The following is a 16,776-nucleotide window of genomic DNA, read 5'->3' as shown; positions in this document are numbered from 1 at the left end:
CATTTAGATTATACTACCCAATACTTCCAGGTTAACATCAGGACCCTTGAAAAGGTCTTTATGAGTTAAAAACTCGTCGTTTATCTGAAGGACCGGTGCGGTCATGGTGAACACACCATTGAATTTCAATTCAGTGAGGGCTTCTGGAGTTGACATGTCGGCTGTTTCGAAAGGAATACCCTTTGATTCAAGTACCGTTTTCAGCTGTTCACATTTCGGGCATGTTTTTGTAGTATATATAATAACTTCAGCCATGTTTCTCGCGTCCCTTCTTATTTATAAAGCAATATTTATATAACTGACCTCCTGGAGAGAAACAACAATGCCAACCGCAAAAGCATATACGAGTGGCATTGTTTTTAACTTAATCTTCTTCACCGTGAGGTAAATTATACAAATGAGCTTTAGCTTAATAATGCTTTTTCAAACTCCATTTGAATATACAAGAAACAATATTAATACCATATATGAAACATGTTTGATAACATATATGACACAGTATTGGTGTTATATGTATTTTATAATAATAAATATACGCAGACCAAGATTTGCCCCCAACAAAAAAAAAGCAAGCAAAAAGAAAGACACATAAAGAGAACTGCAATAACATTGACAAAAGATGTATATTATAAATTCTATTATAGCACGTAGTTCAGAACAAGAGGTGTAAAAGATAACCAAACAGCTATCATCCGGCAGCCAGTCCATAGACAAACTCCTTGAAGGAGGTTTTGAAACCGGTATCGTGACACAGATATTCGGAGAAGCTGGAAGCGGTAAAACGAACCTGTGCATGCAGCTGGCCATTGAGTGTGTCAAAAAAGGAAAAAAAGTCATATATATCGATACAGAAGCCATCTCACCCCAGAGATTCAAGCAGATAGCCGGAGAAGATGCAAAAGAAATAGCCCGGGAAATTATCATCTTCGAGCCGACCAGCTTTGAAGAACAGTATGCTGCAGTGAAAGAAATAGAGAAGCTTGCGTCAGACAGGATAGGCCTGATAGTAGTCGATTCCGCAACCGCCTTCTACAGGTTTGAACTTGACCAGGAAGAATCAAGCATAAGGTCAAGGCGGGAACTTGCAAACCAGATAGGATTCCTACATAGTATCGCACGCAAACACAAGCTCGCTGTTGTCATTACCAACCAGGTCTACAGCGATGTGGTTACAGGTACACTGAAACCCATTGGAGGGAGCGGAATAGAACACATCTCCAAGACAATCTTCCAGCTGGAAAAAACAGGAGAAGGCACCAGACGTGCCAAGCTCTGGAAACACCGCTCAATACGTGAAGGCAGCACCTGCAACTTCGAAATCACCAATGAAGGTATAAGATAAAAAATAATTCAGACCCTTGCTATAGTAATGAAGCCTGTATGACCGACCCTTGAAGTTGCCGGCCTGGTACCTCTTTCTGAAAAGGATATCTCACGCTCGGAAAATTCCATAGTCCTGACATCGTAGAAACCTGCGACATCAATTGCCTTCCTGATATCCTTTGTTTGCTCAAAAAATGGAGAATATGTAACCAGGAAACCACCAGGATTCAATACTTTCCTGACATGGGGGATGACATCCTTTGAATCCTGGGTATCCAGAGTAACTACATCAAAACTATCTTCAATGGAAGATATCTCATCGACGATATTGCCGCATCTTATTTCCACATTATCAAGCCCTGCATTCAGGACATTCTGCTTGGCAACATCCACGAAATCCTCACGCACCTCATAACTGAGGACATGTTTTGCTATAGACCCCAGATACATTGCAAGTATCCCTGAGCCGGTTCCGGCATCAAGTACAGCATCATCCTTATTGAGTCCGGTATATGCAATTACAGTGCCAATGTCCTTGGGCATCATAGGAGCACCGGTTCTTTTCGCATGATTGAAAAAATCAGGCATTCTCGGACGCTGCAACGTAAATTCCTGACCCATATGTGATGTCACACTGTCACCAGGTGACTTTTCCAGCAGAACCGAAAGATCGATTATCCCGAAATCCGTATGGAACTCATCATCGGATACTTTTACAATAAACTCCCTGACCTTACCCCTGTAGGAGGTCTTAAGCATAACCAATTCACCTGATTGCATTTAATTTACACCTTTCTGGCGTTTTCGTGATGCATACCTGCTAAGCGGAATAGTGACAATATCCCTTGGAACCGAATGCTTATTCATCACAAGATAATCCATTATCTCTTCGAACTCCTGCCTGTAGGCATCTGCAAGCGCCCTTGCATACTCGACTCCATCCCATGTCAGCACATATTCATAACTCTGCCGGAACCTTCCACCCTTTTCATAGTAACGCAGGTCTTCATCAACAATCCCCATAGCCACAAGTATCTGTATATCCTCAAAGAGCCGATCACTGTAGGGGAAACCGTATCTTTCATGGAAAGAGTAATCGAAAAGGTTCTTCAATTTAGGGAAGCCACTTAGTTCACGGATGGTACGATAAAGCCAGGTAATATGCCGAAGACGCGGGATTGAAATATAACCCGGTTTCTCTTCTGTGAAGAGACTGTGCACTGCATAGAACAACAGGATTATGCCTTCTATTGGAAGATACTGATCTTCACGAGTGAAATTAAGCAGCCGGGGTGAAAGGTCATCGACCACCTTGCGTAACTCTGAGAGAACAGCATTTGAATCTTTATCCGTTACCACGTCCGGGTGAGAGAAAGCAGTAAGTGATAACTGTCTTGAGATTGCTCGCACAAGACCGTTGGCAAGTGCCGATTCATCGTAAAAGAAAGCATCCTCCTCCCCGATGGCTATGCGCATACTCTTCGGGACGCCGGAAGCCACCGTAAGGTCCACAAGTACATCTCCAAATTCCTGAGTAAGTCTCGCCTCAAGCCTTTTTGTAGCCACCCCATGACGAGCAATAGTGGAGAGTGCCATCCTTGTTGATGGCCTGATAATTTTCTGACTTAGTCGGGCTACCGGCACATATAACCTGCCATCACGCAGGTCATCCAGTAACTTACATGATTTTTCAGATGCACTTGATCGGATAAAATTGAGCAGCTCGTTGTCATTATATTCAGTGAAGAAACGAACGACCTCATCCTTTGCAATATCCACCCCTGATGCATCCTTGAAATGTTCGAGTGCATCCTCAAGCGCATAGAGTATCATCACCCTGGCAGCCTGAGTCTTCGGGTTGTGTATGATCGCAGTATAATGATGAGCCCTGGATATCAGCAAAGATTCAGCAGCCGTCAGAGCCATATCGCTTCCATAGCTTGAGCCGTCAGAGCTTCCCAGCACGACATTTTCATCCTTGATGATGAGACTGCCGATTATCTGGTCAACATCTATGAGCCCGAAGGAAACACCCGTGTGATACGAGTCACGCAGGAGAAAATCAATCCTGTCGGCATCCACATCACCTGCGATTATTTGAGCAAGATACGGTTTTGAAATGGACTGAGCATCCCCGGTAGCTATCTTTGAGATCTCATCAAAGAATTGGAACGGGTCTGTACCAAATTCTGATTCCACATACTGTGCGATATAATTATCCTGCGGGAGCAATCTGGAAATAATGTCCTTCGAGAATGCCTCATGTTTGATGAATTTCTTACCCTCGATAACTGGTTGCAATAGAGGATTACGTTTGAGCACATTCTCAACTGCATGGGAGAATGCAGAGTGACCCACATCATGCAGGAGTCCGGCAAGACGTATCTTGCGTATGTCCTCGTCCTCAAGTGACAGGGACTGACCTATTACGGATGCCATGTGCATGGTTCCGATGCTGTGCTCAAAACGCGTGTGGTTGGCACCAGGATAAACATGATCAACTAACCCAAGTTGCTGTATATGACGCAGGCGCTGCACGTGCTTTGTGCTCAGGAGCATCTGTTCGAACTCATCAAGTATGATGGTCTTGTGAACAGGATCATGGATTATCAGGGGTTTTTGCATTGGAAAATAATAAGGACTATTGGAATAAATAAAGTTTGAACAATAACAGTAATATTGTTATACATGAAAGAGAAAACATATCATTATCCACCGGAATTACTAAAGACCTTGATTGATGTGATTCCAAAACTTTGCAAATCAAAACCAGATTTGCTCTTGTTTTTTAAAGGAGCAGGAGTTCCAAAACAAATCACAAACCCTTCGAAGATTTATTGCAAACTAATAGAAACGATTTCAATAAATATCATGTTTCACGCGAAATCCTATCTGCGGTTAATGAACAAGGAGATAGATTGCTTGCGGCAAGAAGGGAAATAATAAAACGGGTAACAGAATTTGAAGATTTCAGCGTTTGTTGGGATAATGATCGAGCAGCTGCGAGAGGATTAGTTGCACAAGTACGCGACATGGTAAATGTTAAAGATAGCTTTACAAAAATGAAAATTGAAAAGGATGAAGAAAAACGTAGGCGTTTGGAGCAACAAAAAAAGTTAGGTGCCGAAAAACAAAACAAAGCAATTAAACTCCAAAGTGTTAAAACTGAACTTTTTTCACTATTTGGACAACAAAATGCTCAAAAACGTGGTAAATCTCTTGAAAAAGTCTTAAACGATTTATTTGCATGTTACAACATTTCGGTTCGTGAGACATTTACTATAAAAGGCAAATGTGCCGAAGGGATTATTGAACAAATTGATGGACTTATTGAACTTGAAGGACACCTCTATTTAGTTGAAATGAAATGGTGGAATACACCCATCGGCACGGCAGACATATCCCAACACTTAGTACGCTTGTTTAATAGAGGGGGGCATGCAAGAAGATTTTTCATATCCTATTCCGAATTTACAGAACCGGCAATATCTAATTGCAGAGACGCGCTAAGTGCAGGAGCCATAATAGCACTATCTACTCTTAAAGAGATAGTTGCTTTATTGGAAGAAGAAGGCGATTTAAAAATTTGGCTTAAAAGAAAAGTAAACGCCGCAATAGTTGATAGAGAACCATATTTTATTGCTGAGTGATATATACCGAACATAAAGTTAAAGTATCCTTCACATTTTTATTCCAGGCATGACTTTTAATCGGGTAGATATCATGAGAACTATTGACTGGAATGACGAATCAAATTCAATTATAATGATAGACCAGACACTCCTCCCTGTGGATTACAAAGTCATCGAGTGTAAAACACTTGCCTCTCTCTGCGAGGCAATCAAGTCCCTGCGTGTCAGAGGTGCGCCTGCCCTCGGAGCTGCCGGAGCATTTGGTATCGCTCTTGCAGCAACCCTGAGCAGTGCTGATGATATGGATGGTCTTACAAAGGATCTGAAAGTTGCGGCAAATACCATCAAGGCCACACGCCCGACAGCAGTCAACCTTGGATGGGGTGTGGACAGGGTAATCGATGCAATTTCGGATGCATACGACCTTGACAGTATAAAGGATATCGTGCTGGCCGAAGCAAAAAACATCGCAGATGAGGATGTTGAAACGAATAGAAAACTGGGAAAATACGGTGCCAAACTGCTTGATGATGGTGACACGGTCATGACACATTGCAATGCAGGGAAGATGGCCTGTGTTGACTGGGGAACCGCACTTGGTGTAATACGCTCAGCCGTAGAGGAAGGAAAGGAGATCAAAGTCATTGCATGTGAAACAAGACCCCTGAACCAGGGTGGAAGGATCACCACGTGGGAACTCATGCAGGACAACATAGATGTAACACTTATAGCCGATTCCATGTCAGGCCATGTAATGAGCAAGGGTATGGTTGACAAGGTCATCGTAGGCGCCGACAGGATTACAGGAGATGCTGTCTTCAATAAAATAGGGACCTATACCCACTCGGTACTTGCAAAAGAACATGAAATACCATTCTACGTAGCTGCTCCCATATCCACTCTTGATCCTGAAAACTGGGAGGATACTGTTACCATCGAGGAGAGAGATTCCGATGAGTTGCGTTTCTTCAAGGATGTGCAGATAGCACCTGCTGATGTGAAGGTATACAACCCGGCATTCGATGCGACACCTATGGAGAATGTGACTGCTGTGATAACGGAAAAAGGTGTTTTTTATCCACCGTTCTTGCTGGACGAAATAATTGTATGAGAGCACAATCTTTTAAACGATTAGTTACATGAAGGACAATAAATAACAACAAAAACATCATTAATACTGCTAGTAACATTTACACGGAGATAACATGACAAAAAAGAAATCAAGCGGCGCCGGGCTGATGTCATCTGCAGGTCTTATGCGCTATTATGAGGCTGACAAAAAAGCGATACACATAGATCCGAAAACCGTGATTACGATTGGCATAGTTATCGGAATTATTATCCTTATACTTGATGCAAACTTCGGAATGTGGCCAATAGCATAAGCCATATCCCAATCATTCTTTTTTTGAAATAAAATAGTAAACTATCAGGAACGCATTTCCTTGATAGCGGAGCATATCCTTCTGGACAGATGAGTCTTTGGTGCAGTATTATCTATAAGCACCCTACCACTAGTTTCCCACCAGCTGCGAGGATAAGCCTTGTCTGCCTCCACCTCAGGATTGAGTCCCAGCTTTTGTGCCGCCTGATTTATTTCATTGATAGTTGGGGACTCCACCGAAGTCTTTCTGGAGACAATGCGGCCGTCACGCCTTGATTTAGTCTTATCGATGTACGCAGGCCATATGACCAGTTTACCCCTGTCTTTCATCAACATGAGTCTAACAATACAACTCATTGAATTTAAATTTGCCCTGAAAATGAAACTTGCACAAACCCTCATTTAAATGAGAAAAATAAACTGGACATACATTACAATGTAATGCACTAGTTATTTGAAGTCGAACACATGGAAGGATTATTTCGTGCTTTTGAAAAGAGCAAATGAATTGATGAAGCAAAAGGTTGCATATGAGGAGACTGTGAAATTTATAAAGAAAATGAGCTTAAAAATATGTACTATTGTCTTGAAACCAATGAGGAATAATCTTAAAATATAAATTTTTGGCTTTGGTAATTAAACATCGTTATATAATATGATGGCCTCTTTTTATATATGAATTGTCCAAAGTGTAAGAGTTCCAGTCATAAGAAGAACGGTAGGATTGATGGTCGACAACGCTACAAATGCCATGATTGTGGATACAACTATTCAGTAGATATAAAATCCACCGCTAGCCCCGTATCTGTTAAGCGACAGGCTTTACAACTCTATCTGGAGGGGTTGGGATTTCGTTCAATTGGACGTTTTTTGGGCGTTAGTCATGTTTCTGTTCAAAAATGGATTCGAAAATTTGGTAGTGAATTAGAGGATCTAAAAAGTGAAAATGAGATTTCTGTTGTGGAATTGGACGAGATGCATACTTATATTGGGAATAAAAAAACTACTGCTGGATATGGATTGCTGTTGATAGATATGGGAAGAAATTCATCGATTGCTCTTTTGGCAGCAGAGGAACAAAAACAGGACAAAAACTCTGGAAAAAGTTAAAGACAAAAGAGGTTGGGGAAGTAATGACGGATTATTGGAGGGCATATGCCAAGTTAGTCCCCAGAAACATCCATACTCGATCAAAAGCAGAAACATATACTGTTGAAGGATACAACAGCATATTTAGGCATTTCCTGGCAAGACTAAGGAGAAAGTCAAAGTGTTATACTAAAAGTCTTGAAATGCTAAAAATCTCCGTTTTGCTCTTGATGAAATATAGGAATAAAGAACTAGCTATGTTTAATTAACAATGCCAAATTTTTAACTCACTATGTACAAAGCTGCGATGACTAATTTATTCACTATTTTTTTAAGATCATAGGACCGCATCTTGCAGATCTTTAGTATAATACATTGCTACTTCAAACTTTAATATCATTTTTCTCAGGAGCCTGCAAATCGACAGATTGTTGGTGACAATGGATAAGACTTAAGTATACAGAATACTGCCTTGTACCAATGATAGACACACCCCGGGAAATAAAAGTTGAAACTGAAGTTGAAGACTTTATCCGTAATTCTAAAAAGGACTACCGCCTGTGCACTACCTGCGGCGGGCCTGCTATAGTCTCTGCAGACATGAGTGTGCCCAAAGATTCAGACATAAAGCTAAAAATGGGAGACAACACTTTGCATGTATCCAAAGTACAGGCAAGGTATATCAGGCAGATTGAGATGAGAATGTTACTTGGGTATTTAAACTACTGTAAAAGAAATGGGCTTGAAGAGTGCTAATACTCTTCATCCAGTGATTCATTTATATTTCTCAGTACCTCGGCAACGAGTAACTGAACCTCTGTGGCATGCTCTTCAGGAACCTCGCTTCCTTCTGTGTCCATGAGTTTTTTTATATCCGCTACCATCTGGTGGATCATCGATAGCATTTCTTCCTGTGTTATAAGGCCTGCATAATATGCATAAAAGAACGTAGTACCGCTGCGCTGAATTTTTTTCTTGAAAGATGCCCTAGCATTTGAAACTTCCTGTCTTGAATAAGACTCATCCATGAACGGAACAAGCTCCGGCAGGTTCTCGCCTATCCATGTCATTTCCGACTGATTGGAGAGATTCTTAAAATCAGCACACATCCTGGAGATGACCCATTCCCTTGCCGTAAGATGTGTTGTCTCTTTCAAAAACCGGGTTACATCGGAATAACTTTTGTTATTCATCTTTTTGAATTTGCGGTATTTGTTCATGGTCATTCACCAATTATCAGACTGACACACATTTGGTATTGCAGCCATTGTATTACACAATAGTATTCCAACATATTTAAGAATAACTTGCACAGTTCAGAAATAGAATGAAAATACTCATCCCTACAGATGGTTCAATTTATTCTTCAAATGCAGCCAAAGTTGCAGGAAAGATAGCTCTAAAACATGACTATGAGCTAATTATCCTCCATGTCGTCCCGGATAAGGGATTCTCAAGAAAGACATGGCAAAAAAAAGGTGCGGATCAGGTTATTTCCACAATCGTAGACATTCTTTTGGAAACAGGATGCGACAGGGAAAAAATAAAAACCATCATAGAAGATGGTAGCGCTCCTGAAAAAATAGTAGAGGTTGCTGAAGATATGCGTGTTGATCGCATAGTCATTGGCACACAGGGCAAGAATGGCCTGAAAAAACTAGTCGGATCTGTCACCGAAAAAGTACTGCAGATATCTGACGTACTGGTACTGGTGGTGCCACCTAACTATACCATTTAAGATTTGAAGCCAGAAATGGATAATAAAAAATAAAGCTGGACATCAAATTGCTATTACAGAATACCAAACGCCTTTTTTATTGTTTCTTTTCCTGAACGGACATCCTCAATTGAGAAAACTTCCATATTGTAGATGCCTTTGTAATTCTTCAGCTCTTTCAAGGCAGTATAATCAATAGTACCTGCACCAGGAGCCAGATGCTCATCCCCGTCATACTCACCAGTCCAGACCCCGCTATTGTCATGAACATGCACGTGAACCACATGTGGAGCAAGGGTCTTTGCAAATTCATGAAGCTTTGCAGAGTCACCACCACAGGTGAGGTTAGCATGACCTATATCGAAGGTTGCACCAAGATTATCAGAATTAACTTCACTCACAGCTCGAACAAGTCCTTCGACATTGCAACACATGTTACCAGTTGAAGTGCCTTCTTTGTTCTCAAGCCCTAGCATAACTCCGCATTCCCCTGCATAAGCAGCAAGGATTTTCAGGTTAGATACCATTTTTTTGAAACTGGCTTCATAATCACTGCCAAATCTACCAGGATGCAGTACAATAGCCTTTGATCCAAGTCTTGAAGCAAGTTCGATAGATTCCCGGATTAGACGAAACTCCCTGTCATCCATTTTCGCAGTGTCTACTACAACATCCTTGGGATATGTAGGAACATCTGCAAAATAAGGTGCATGCAGTGAAGTATGAACGTCAAGTGTGGATAGTTCATCAAGAATGCTATCCAATAACCCTTGCTGGAGTTCTGAATTTTTGTAAATGCCCAGTTTTGGCATGTAAAGTTCAACTGACTGCACTTCGGATGCAATCTCGGGCAGACTGCCGGCAAAGGATGAGGCACCTAGTATCATGTATAGGACTGAGATAAGTTCGACATAATATACTTTTGGTTTGCTTCACCAAAATGCTTATCTTAATTAAAGAGTACCAGCAAACGATGAAACTTTACGTACCGCACGTGGGACACATGGAAGGACTGGAGGACCTGTTATCCGGCTCTGAAGACATCTATGCAGTATACATGGCAGGAACTCCCGACTATGTGGGAACCGGAAGGACAAACCTGAGTGCACCTGGGCTAGAGGAAATACGGGAACAGACAGAGTATGCACACGATAAAGGTGTGAAGATGGAGATAGTACTCAATAGCTCGTGCATGGGCGGTCAGCATCTCACACCCCAAGGCTTCAATAAGATTAACTGGTACTTTGACAGGCTCAACGATATCGGTATAGATTCGATAACGATTGCAGAGCCATATTTTGTGGAAATGCTGACAAAAGACTATGATATGGAAGTAGTTGTATCCGTCCTTTCCTTTGTTGATTCTCCTCAGAAGGCCGAGTTCTATGAGGAACTGGGTGCGGATACCATCGTTGTGGACCCGGTTGTAAACAGGGATTTCACAAGACTGGAAGCCATCAAAGACTCAGTTTCATGTGACCTTAAACTACTGGTGAACGAAGGTTGTCTTTATCAGTGTCCTTTCAGATATGCACATTTCAATTTCTTTTCACATGCCAATGGTCCGGGCCCAAAATTGAACGTGCTTGACGATTATTATTACTACAAGTGTTTGTCACTAAGGATAAATGATCCTCAGCAACTGATCAAATCACCGTGGATACGACCCGAGGATCTTAAGGATTACGAGCATATCACGGACACCTTCAAGATAGGCGGAAGAACTCATTTCACTAACTGGATACTGAACAATGTCCGTGCATATACTGACAGAAGTTACGACGGAAACCTGATGGATCTGCTGGATTGTCCCAGGGACATAAGAGACCTGTTCTTCATACCGAACAAAGAGCTTGAGGGTGCAATATCCCAGTGGAAACAATGTACTAAGGTCTGCAATAAATGCGGGTACTGTAAAAAACTGGCAGAAAAGATTATCAAGGTATATTCCACTGAAGGCTGCGAAAATATACTCAAGCCCCTGAAAGAAAATGGAGGGCAATAATGACAATTACAGAAACATTAGCAAATAACCGCGGTGATCTTGAGACAAAATTGCGAAACCTGCTTGCAAAACCTGTTTTTCTCATAGAGGCAGATGCTTTTGCCCTGCCCTGCGGATGCAAAGGAACTACCATAAACACCAGAGGTTTGCAATACGATGACCTTGAGATATTTGAGGGACACATCAACGAATATTTGAAAACGACATCAGAGAGTCTGGAGATAGAACCGTCTTTCCTTTTTGCAAGAGTTGTGCCAGGTACATCTGAAATAGCCTCACTCAACAGTCGTGTACTTTGCAATAGATGTTACATGGATTTTGCCCGAGGTACTGGCAAAAGACCAAGACCTGACATATATATACTTAGCTTTACACGCCGGGATTAAAAAATAGCTCACTCATATAAACCAAAATATATATTTATACCGTTGGCTGCTCTTCAATTTTTTTTATTATATACTCATAAAAGACCTCTTTTTTAATCGAATCTATTCGAAAGGTTTAATAAGTATTTAATATAATGTAAACCACCTGACGTTAGTCTACGCCATATCAATTATGATAAAAAACATCGAATCGAAAAGCGATTATTATAATTTTGGCACGATTTACGCGCATATAATAAAAAAGGAGGAAATGTGAATGGAACCGCTCACAGGCATGGGCGTAATGGCACTTATCGGAGCAGCTGCAACTATTGCAGGGGCATCTGAAGACCTCGAATCAGATATAGGGTCTCAGAGTAACCCAAACTCCCAGGTGCAATTAGCGCCCCAGATGATGTATCCACACAGGATATATAACAAAGCCGTATCTGGTGAACCACCATCAAACGCACTTATGTGTGCAATCGGTGGTACCATCGCTTCAGTTCTGATGGGCACCGGTGCATCCGTTGTTCTTGCATTGACAATTGGAGCTATTCTTGCAGCAGCAGTACATGGCACCTATTCAGTATCATCTTATTTCGGCAGATCGGCAAGTCAGAAACGTTTCAAACAACCAATTTATCTTGACATTTTAAGATCACACACTCCAGTTATTATGGGATATGCATTCATCACAACTTTCTGTATACTTGTGGTATCATATCTTATGATAGCTGTTCTAGGACACCCGTTCTCACTGCCACTACTGGCATTCATTTGGGGAATCACTGTTGGTGCGATAGGATCATCCACTGGTGATGTTCACTATGGTGCAGAACGTGAATTCCAGAATGTAGAATTCGGATCCGGACTCAACGCTGCAAACTCAGGTAACATCGTGAGAAAAGCAGAATCCGGAATCAGGAACGGTATTGACAATTCATGGTTCTGTGCCAAGTTTGGTGGACCGGTCACAGGAATTGCTTTTGGTATGACAGTATTCCTCAGCGGATGGATTACCGTGGTATTCGATGCCACTATGGGTAATGCAGTCGGCTGGGCATCAGTTATTGCAGGAGTAATTATCGTACTGGTACTCATAATCTGGAACAGGAACATTGAAGTCGCCGCCCGCAATGCATATGGTCCATATAAACAAGACGAAGAAGCAGAGGTGGCAGCTTGATAGATATAGTCGGAATTTTAATAGCTAACATTTTGCATATAATACTTATCACACTTGGTGGAGTGCTTATTTCCTGGAGCGTTCACTTCGTTCCAGTAGGTGGTGCTCCAGCAGCTATGGCACAGGCAACAGGTATCGGAACAGGTACTGTTCAGCTTGCAGCTGGTGCTGGTCTTACAGGACTGGTCACTGCCGGTGCAATGATGAATGCTACAGACAGCATGGCACTTGTTCTTGCATCCGGTGCCGTAGGTGCCATGATAATGATATCGGTCACAATGATCGTAGGACAGTTGGTATACGTTTATGGTGTCGGTTGTCCACCAGCATCAGCAAAAGTCAAGTACGACCCAATAACAAAAGACAGGCAGGATCTTTACGTATCCCAAGGTACTGAAGGACATGCACTACCAACAGTATCCTTCGTAAGTGGTGTCATTGGTGGCGCACTTGGTGGATTGGGTGGAGCTCTTATATATTATACTCTACTCAGCATCAATAACGGACTTAGCACTTACGCTTTTGTAGGAATTGCAAGTATTTTCGCAGTTGGTATCTTCTTCGTCAATGCGGTAATCCCTTCATACAACATCGGCGGAACCATAGAAGGTTTCCATGATCCTAAGTTCAAGAAATTCCCAAAAGCTGTAATAGCATCCCTTATTGCAACATTCTTCTCAGCGATTATGGGCGTACTTGCCATAGGAGGTCTCTGAGATGTCAGCAGGAGGAGCTGGAGGAGAAGCCCATGGAGGAATCCCCCAGAACAATATAATAGCCTTTGGCGTTGTAGGCGGAATTATCGGAATATATGCAGCATATTTCCTTGTGGGCATGGTTGGACAGTACATGTCCTTCCTTGGTGGCCTTGCTGCCATTTGCGGTATCGTATGGGGTGCTGCAGCAGTTAGAAGAGTTGCAAGCTACGGTCTTGGTACAGGTGTACCTTCCATAGGTATGCTCGCACTCGGTATGGGTGTTGTAGCCTCTACATTCGGACTTGCAGTCGGTGGCATAGCAGGACCCATAGTTGCAGTGATCTCTGCAGCTATCATCGGACTTATAGTCGGTGTCCTTGCAAACAAAGTACTCAACATGGGTATACCCATCATGGAACAGTCCATGACAGAGATTGCTACAGCCGGTACCATCACTATCATTGGCCTCAGTACTGCCATGATTGGAACATTCATGTTCGATGAGGTACTTATCGGAGTCATCTCAACCGGATACATAGCAGTTATTTTCATTGCAGGCGGTCTTGCAATTCTGCACCCCTTCAATGCAAACCTCGGTCCCGATGAGACACAGGATCGTACACTTGCAACCGGTTTTGAGAAGGGTGCTATCGCAATGATTATTGCAGGAATTGTAGCAACCGTTAACGAAGGTGCATCAGGAACCCTTACAATCCTTATAGGATTGGCAATCTGGTACATCGCCTTTGCAGGATTCTATAAGCGTGTGAAAAGGGATGCATTCCTGGTAACAGGTTCAGGGCTCTTGCCTTCTAAGGAGGAATTGGAATGAGCATGATTCATGTAGCACCGGAAGCACATCTTGTACTGGATCCGCTTACCTCATTGCTCGCAGCAGAAAGAGAGGATATCATTGCTTATTCAATGGATCCGATCATGGAACAGCTTGACGAACTTGATAAAATAGCAGATGATCTTGTAAACTCTCTGGCACCTGACAAGCCGCTACTCAACTCATTCCCGGGACGTGAGAACGCCTCACAGAGTGCAGGTTTCTATGGAAACGCATTCTACGGCATAATTGTCGGTCTGGGAGTTGCAGGACTGATGCTTCTGGTAATGGGCGCATTAGGAGTGATGTAAGATGGCAACAAAGAGAGATGCAGCTCCTGGATGGCCAATACTCAAAGGAGAGTATGACGTTGGCGATATTCAGGACAGCGTAGCTGTTATTACATGTGGTTCACACCTTGCAGCCGGTCCTCAACTTGAAGCCGGCGCAGCAATTACAGGACCATGTAAAACAGAAAACCTCGGTATTGAGAAAGTCGTTGCACACATCATATCGAATCCGAATATCAGATACTTCATAGTTACCGGAGCTGAAGTTAAAGGACATATTACCGGAGAGGCATTCATAGCCCTTCACCAGAACGGTGTAAAAGATAACAGGATTATCGGTGCAACCGGTGCCATTCCGTATATTGAGAACCTCAACGATGAAGCTATCAAGAGATATCAGGATCAGGTAGAAATCATCGATTTAATCGGCACGGAAGATATGGATGCCATCGTTGCCAAGATCAAAGAATACGCATCTAAAGACACAGATGCCTTTGATGATGAGCCACTGGTCATTGAAGTAGGCGAAGGTGACGGTGAAGAAGGCGCAGAGGCCGGCGGACTCAAACCAATGGCTGCAGAGCTGGCAACCGTAAGAAGCAGGATACTTGAAATCAACAAGGAACTGATGTATATCGGTAACCTGAACAAGTTCCATTCAGGAATACATGCAGGCAAGGTCGAAGGAATAATGATAGGTCTTACTATCACCCTAACAGTGCTTGGAATGTTATTGTTCGGAGGTAACTGACATGGCAGAAGAAGAATATGGAAAAGGAGTTCCGATGGTGATCGAACCATCCATGGGACCCATTGAAGCCGTGGTAGAAGATATCCGTTACAGGGCTCAACTTATTGCAAGGAACCAGAAGCTTGATTCAGGAGTATCTGCAACCGGCATAAGCGGTTTTGTTGCAGGGTTTGTCTTCGTCATACTGATGGTAGTCATACTCCCGATGTTCATCTGGAGCGTGATATAAAATGAGTGAACAGGACAAAGTACCAAGCGTCGTCGTAGACCCTGCAGATTTCAACGAAGTACTTGACAAACTCAACAATATAGATGAGAAAATCGAGTTCGTAAACAGTGAAGTTGCTCAGCGCATTGGTAAAAAGGTAGGAAGAGACATAGGAATTCTTTACGGAGCAGTAGCTGGAATTATCATATTCCTGTTATACCTTATGTTCCTTGCACCTATGCTTAGTATCTAAAAAGAGGTTATTCATATGTTCAGATTTGATAAGAAACAAGAAGTATTCGATGTAGGCGGGGTCAAATTCGGTGGCCAGCCAGGAGAATACCCAACAGTACTCATAGGAACGATGTTCTACAACAGGCACAAGATCGTGACTGATGAGGACAAAGGTGTCTTTGATGTAGAAGCTGCAAACAAACTCTGGCAGAGCATCGTTGATATGGGAGAGGTCACAGGTAACCCCTATGTGAACCAGATCGTCGGTGAAACTCCAGAAGCAATCAAAAAGTATATCGACTGGTTTATTGAACTTGATGAGAAAACACCATTCCTCATTGACTCATCTGCAGGTGAAGTTCGTGCAGCTGCAGCAGAATATGTCACAGAGATCGGTGTAGCTGACAGAGCTATCTACAACTCAATCAATGCAAGTGTCCACGCAGACGAGATCGAAGCTATAAGAGACAGTGATATTGATGCTTCCATTGTACTCGCATTCAATGCAACAGACCCAAGCGTAAAGGGCAAGCTCGAAATTCTTGAAACCGGCGGTACCGGACAGGAAAAAGGTATGCTTGAAATCGCAAAGGAATGTGGAATCACAAAGCCATTGATCGATGTAGCAGCAACCCCACTGGGCGCAGGTTCCGGTGCATCCATGAGAGCAGTAATTGCTATCAAGGGACACCTTGGACTGCCTGTTGGCGGTGGATACCACAACATGGCATCTGCATGGGACTGGATGAAAGCATACAAAAAGCAGTTCGAGACAAAAGCAGAGAGGCAGGCAATCTACATGCCAGCTGATATCGGAACAAACCTTGTACCACAGATACTCGGATCAAACTTCCAGCTCTTCGGACCTATCGAGAACACTGACAAAGTATTCCCTGCAACAGCAATGGTTGACATTATGCTTGCAGAGACTGCAAAAGAACTTGGTCTCGAAGTTCAGGACGAGAACCACCCAATCAACAAGCTGGTTTAAACAAACCAGCCCTCTTTTTCTTTTTATTAACAATTTAGCAAGGAACCGCAGGTATTATTTAAAATCCC

At 42.6% G+C, this 16,776-nt stretch carries 23 protein-coding genes; 17 read left to right on the top strand and 6 right to left on the bottom strand.

Features of this window, described 5'->3' with window-relative positions:
* Window positions 1-3 precede the first annotated feature (3 nt).
* Entirely contained in the window at window positions 4-255 is a 252-nt protein-coding gene (locus V7O67_RS04050; protein ID WP_406670973.1) for a glutaredoxin family protein, read from the bottom strand.
* Between the two features lie 418 nt (window positions 256-673).
* On the opposite strand from V7O67_RS04050, the gene radB reads away from it, so the two are divergent.
* On the top strand, window positions 674-1,342 hold the full coding sequence (radB, locus tag V7O67_RS04045) for a DNA repair and recombination protein RadB (RefSeq protein WP_406658293.1): 669 nt from the start codon (window positions 674-676) through the stop codon (window positions 1,340-1,342).
* 8 nt (window positions 1,343-1,350) lie between these two features.
* Here radB and V7O67_RS04040 read toward each other — a convergent pair whose 3' ends face one another.
* A complete protein-coding gene (locus tag V7O67_RS04040; protein WP_406670971.1) occupies window positions 1,351-2,082 on the bottom strand; it encodes a tRNA (adenine-N1)-methyltransferase in 732 nt (243 codons plus the stop codon).
* 21 nt (window positions 2,083-2,103) lie between these two features.
* The gene (locus tag V7O67_RS04035; RefSeq protein WP_406670969.1) at window positions 2,104-3,948 is read right to left on the bottom strand and encodes an HD domain-containing protein; all 1,845 of its coding nucleotides are present in this window, start codon (window positions 3,946-3,948) and stop codon (window positions 2,104-2,106) included.
* Window positions 3,949-4,241: 293 nt separating this feature from the next.
* On the opposite strand from V7O67_RS04035, the gene V7O67_RS04030 reads away from it, so the two are divergent.
* The 3 genes from V7O67_RS04030 (at window position 4,242) to V7O67_RS04020 (ending at window position 6,340) form a co-directional block, all read left to right on the top strand.
* Entirely contained in the window at window positions 4,242-4,973 is a 732-nt protein-coding gene (locus V7O67_RS04030) for a restriction endonuclease (protein WP_406670967.1), read from the top strand.
* A gap of 49 nt (window positions 4,974-5,022) precedes the next feature.
* On the top strand, window positions 5,023-6,066 hold the full coding sequence (locus V7O67_RS04025) for an S-methyl-5-thioribose-1-phosphate isomerase (protein ID WP_406670966.1): 1,044 nt from the start codon (window positions 5,023-5,025) through the stop codon (window positions 6,064-6,066).
* Between the two features lie 94 nt (window positions 6,067-6,160).
* Window positions 6,161-6,340 carry a preprotein translocase subunit Sec61beta gene (locus V7O67_RS04020; RefSeq protein ID WP_406670964.1) on the top strand — a complete coding sequence of 60 codons (180 nt, stop codon included), beginning with the start codon at window positions 6,161-6,163 and terminating at the stop codon, window positions 6,338-6,340.
* A 44-nt stretch (window positions 6,341-6,384) separates the two neighbouring features.
* Here V7O67_RS04020 and V7O67_RS04015 read toward each other — a convergent pair whose 3' ends face one another.
* Window positions 6,385-6,696 carry a signal recognition particle protein Srp19 gene (locus V7O67_RS04015; protein WP_342306094.1) on the bottom strand — a complete coding sequence of 104 codons (312 nt, stop codon included), beginning with the start codon at window positions 6,694-6,696 and terminating at the stop codon, window positions 6,385-6,387.
* Between the two features lie 318 nt (window positions 6,697-7,014).
* On the opposite strand from V7O67_RS04015, the gene V7O67_RS04010 reads away from it, so the two are divergent.
* Both V7O67_RS04010 and V7O67_RS04005 read left to right on the top strand, forming a co-directional pair.
* Window positions 7,015-7,697, top strand: a protein-coding gene (locus tag V7O67_RS04010) for an IS1 family transposase (protein WP_406669886.1) whose coding sequence is annotated in 2 segments (ribosomal slippage) — window positions 7,015-7,375 and window positions 7,375-7,697 — 684 coding nt in all. Because the reading frame shifts where the segments join, the coding sequence is not laid out codon by codon here.
* A 211-nt stretch (window positions 7,698-7,908) separates the two neighbouring features.
* The gene (locus V7O67_RS04005) at window positions 7,909-8,184 is read left to right on the top strand and encodes a hypothetical protein (RefSeq protein ID WP_342306095.1); all 276 of its coding nucleotides are present in this window, start codon (window positions 7,909-7,911) and stop codon (window positions 8,182-8,184) included.
* Here V7O67_RS04005 and V7O67_RS04000 read toward each other — a convergent pair.
* Window positions 8,181-8,648: a DUF5806 family protein gene (locus V7O67_RS04000; protein WP_342306096.1), complete on the bottom strand. Its 468-nt coding sequence runs from the start codon at window positions 8,646-8,648 to the stop codon at window positions 8,181-8,183. The genes V7O67_RS04005 and V7O67_RS04000 overlap by 4 nt on opposite strands.
* 107 nt (window positions 8,649-8,755) lie before the next feature.
* Between V7O67_RS04000 and V7O67_RS03995 the strand changes: the two genes are divergently transcribed.
* Window positions 8,756-9,166, top strand: coding sequence for a universal stress protein (locus tag V7O67_RS03995; protein WP_342306097.1), 411 nt, complete (start codon window positions 8,756-8,758; stop codon window positions 9,164-9,166).
* A gap of 53 nt (window positions 9,167-9,219) precedes the next feature.
* On the opposite strand, the gene V7O67_RS03990 is transcribed toward V7O67_RS03995, so the two are convergent.
* Window positions 9,220-10,032: a sugar phosphate isomerase/epimerase family protein gene (locus V7O67_RS03990; protein ID WP_406670962.1), complete on the bottom strand. Its 813-nt coding sequence runs from the start codon at window positions 10,030-10,032 to the stop codon at window positions 9,220-9,222.
* Window positions 10,033-10,118: 86 nt separating this feature from the next.
* On the opposite strand from V7O67_RS03990, the gene V7O67_RS03985 reads away from it, so the two are divergent.
* From V7O67_RS03985 to mtrH, 10 genes are all read left to right on the top strand, one after another.
* Entirely contained in the window at window positions 10,119-11,150 is a 1,032-nt protein-coding gene (locus V7O67_RS03985) for a U32 family peptidase (protein WP_406670960.1), read from the top strand.
* Window positions 11,150-11,536: a DUF5402 family protein gene (locus V7O67_RS03980; RefSeq protein ID WP_406670959.1), complete on the top strand. Its 387-nt coding sequence runs from the start codon at window positions 11,150-11,152 to the stop codon at window positions 11,534-11,536. The genes V7O67_RS03985 and V7O67_RS03980 overlap by 1 nt, the downstream gene beginning before the upstream one ends.
* 256 nt (window positions 11,537-11,792) lie before the next feature.
* The gene (gene mtrE, locus V7O67_RS03975; protein WP_406656445.1) at window positions 11,793-12,704 is read left to right on the top strand and encodes a tetrahydromethanopterin S-methyltransferase subunit E; all 912 of its coding nucleotides are present in this window, start codon (window positions 11,793-11,795) and stop codon (window positions 12,702-12,704) included.
* A gap of 5 nt (window positions 12,705-12,709) precedes the next feature.
* Window positions 12,710-13,420, top strand: a complete 711-nt coding sequence (mtrD, locus tag V7O67_RS03970; protein WP_406658291.1) for a tetrahydromethanopterin S-methyltransferase subunit D — start codon at window positions 12,710-12,712, stop codon at window positions 13,418-13,420.
* A gap of 1 nt (window position 13,421) precedes the next feature.
* On the top strand, window positions 13,422-14,234 hold the full coding sequence (gene mtrC / locus V7O67_RS03965; RefSeq protein ID WP_406670957.1) for a tetrahydromethanopterin S-methyltransferase subunit MtrC: 813 nt from the start codon (window positions 13,422-13,424) through the stop codon (window positions 14,232-14,234).
* A complete protein-coding gene (locus V7O67_RS03960; RefSeq protein WP_406656443.1) occupies window positions 14,231-14,545 on the top strand; it encodes a tetrahydromethanopterin S-methyltransferase subunit B in 315 nt (104 codons plus the stop codon). The genes mtrC and V7O67_RS03960 overlap by 4 nt, the downstream gene beginning before the upstream one ends.
* 1 nt (window position 14,546) lies before the next feature.
* Window positions 14,547-15,275, top strand: a complete 729-nt coding sequence (mtrA, locus tag V7O67_RS03955) for a tetrahydromethanopterin S-methyltransferase subunit A (protein WP_406656442.1) — start codon at window positions 14,547-14,549, stop codon at window positions 15,273-15,275.
* Window position 15,276: 1 nt separating this feature from the next.
* Complete coding sequence (locus tag V7O67_RS03950; protein ID WP_406656441.1) at window positions 15,277-15,504, top strand: tetrahydromethanopterin S-methyltransferase subunit F; 228 nt, start codon at window positions 15,277-15,279, stop codon at window positions 15,502-15,504.
* Window position 15,505: 1 nt separating this feature from the next.
* Complete coding sequence (gene mtrG / locus V7O67_RS03945; RefSeq protein WP_406656440.1) at window positions 15,506-15,736, top strand: tetrahydromethanopterin S-methyltransferase subunit MtrG; 231 nt, start codon at window positions 15,506-15,508, stop codon at window positions 15,734-15,736.
* Window positions 15,737-15,751: 15 nt separating this feature from the next.
* Window positions 15,752-16,708 (top strand): tetrahydromethanopterin S-methyltransferase subunit H, encoded by a 957-nt coding sequence (mtrH, locus tag V7O67_RS03940; protein WP_406656439.1) that lies wholly within the window; start codon window positions 15,752-15,754, stop codon window positions 16,706-16,708.
* The last annotated feature ends 68 nt before the right edge of the window (window positions 16,709-16,776 follow it).

The sequence above is a fragment of the Methanolobus sp. ZRKC4 genome (assembly GCF_045291305.1).
GTDB lineage: Archaea > Halobacteriota > Methanosarcinia > Methanosarcinales > Methanosarcinaceae > Methanolobus.
This window is presented reverse-complemented; position numbering and strand designations above follow the sequence as displayed.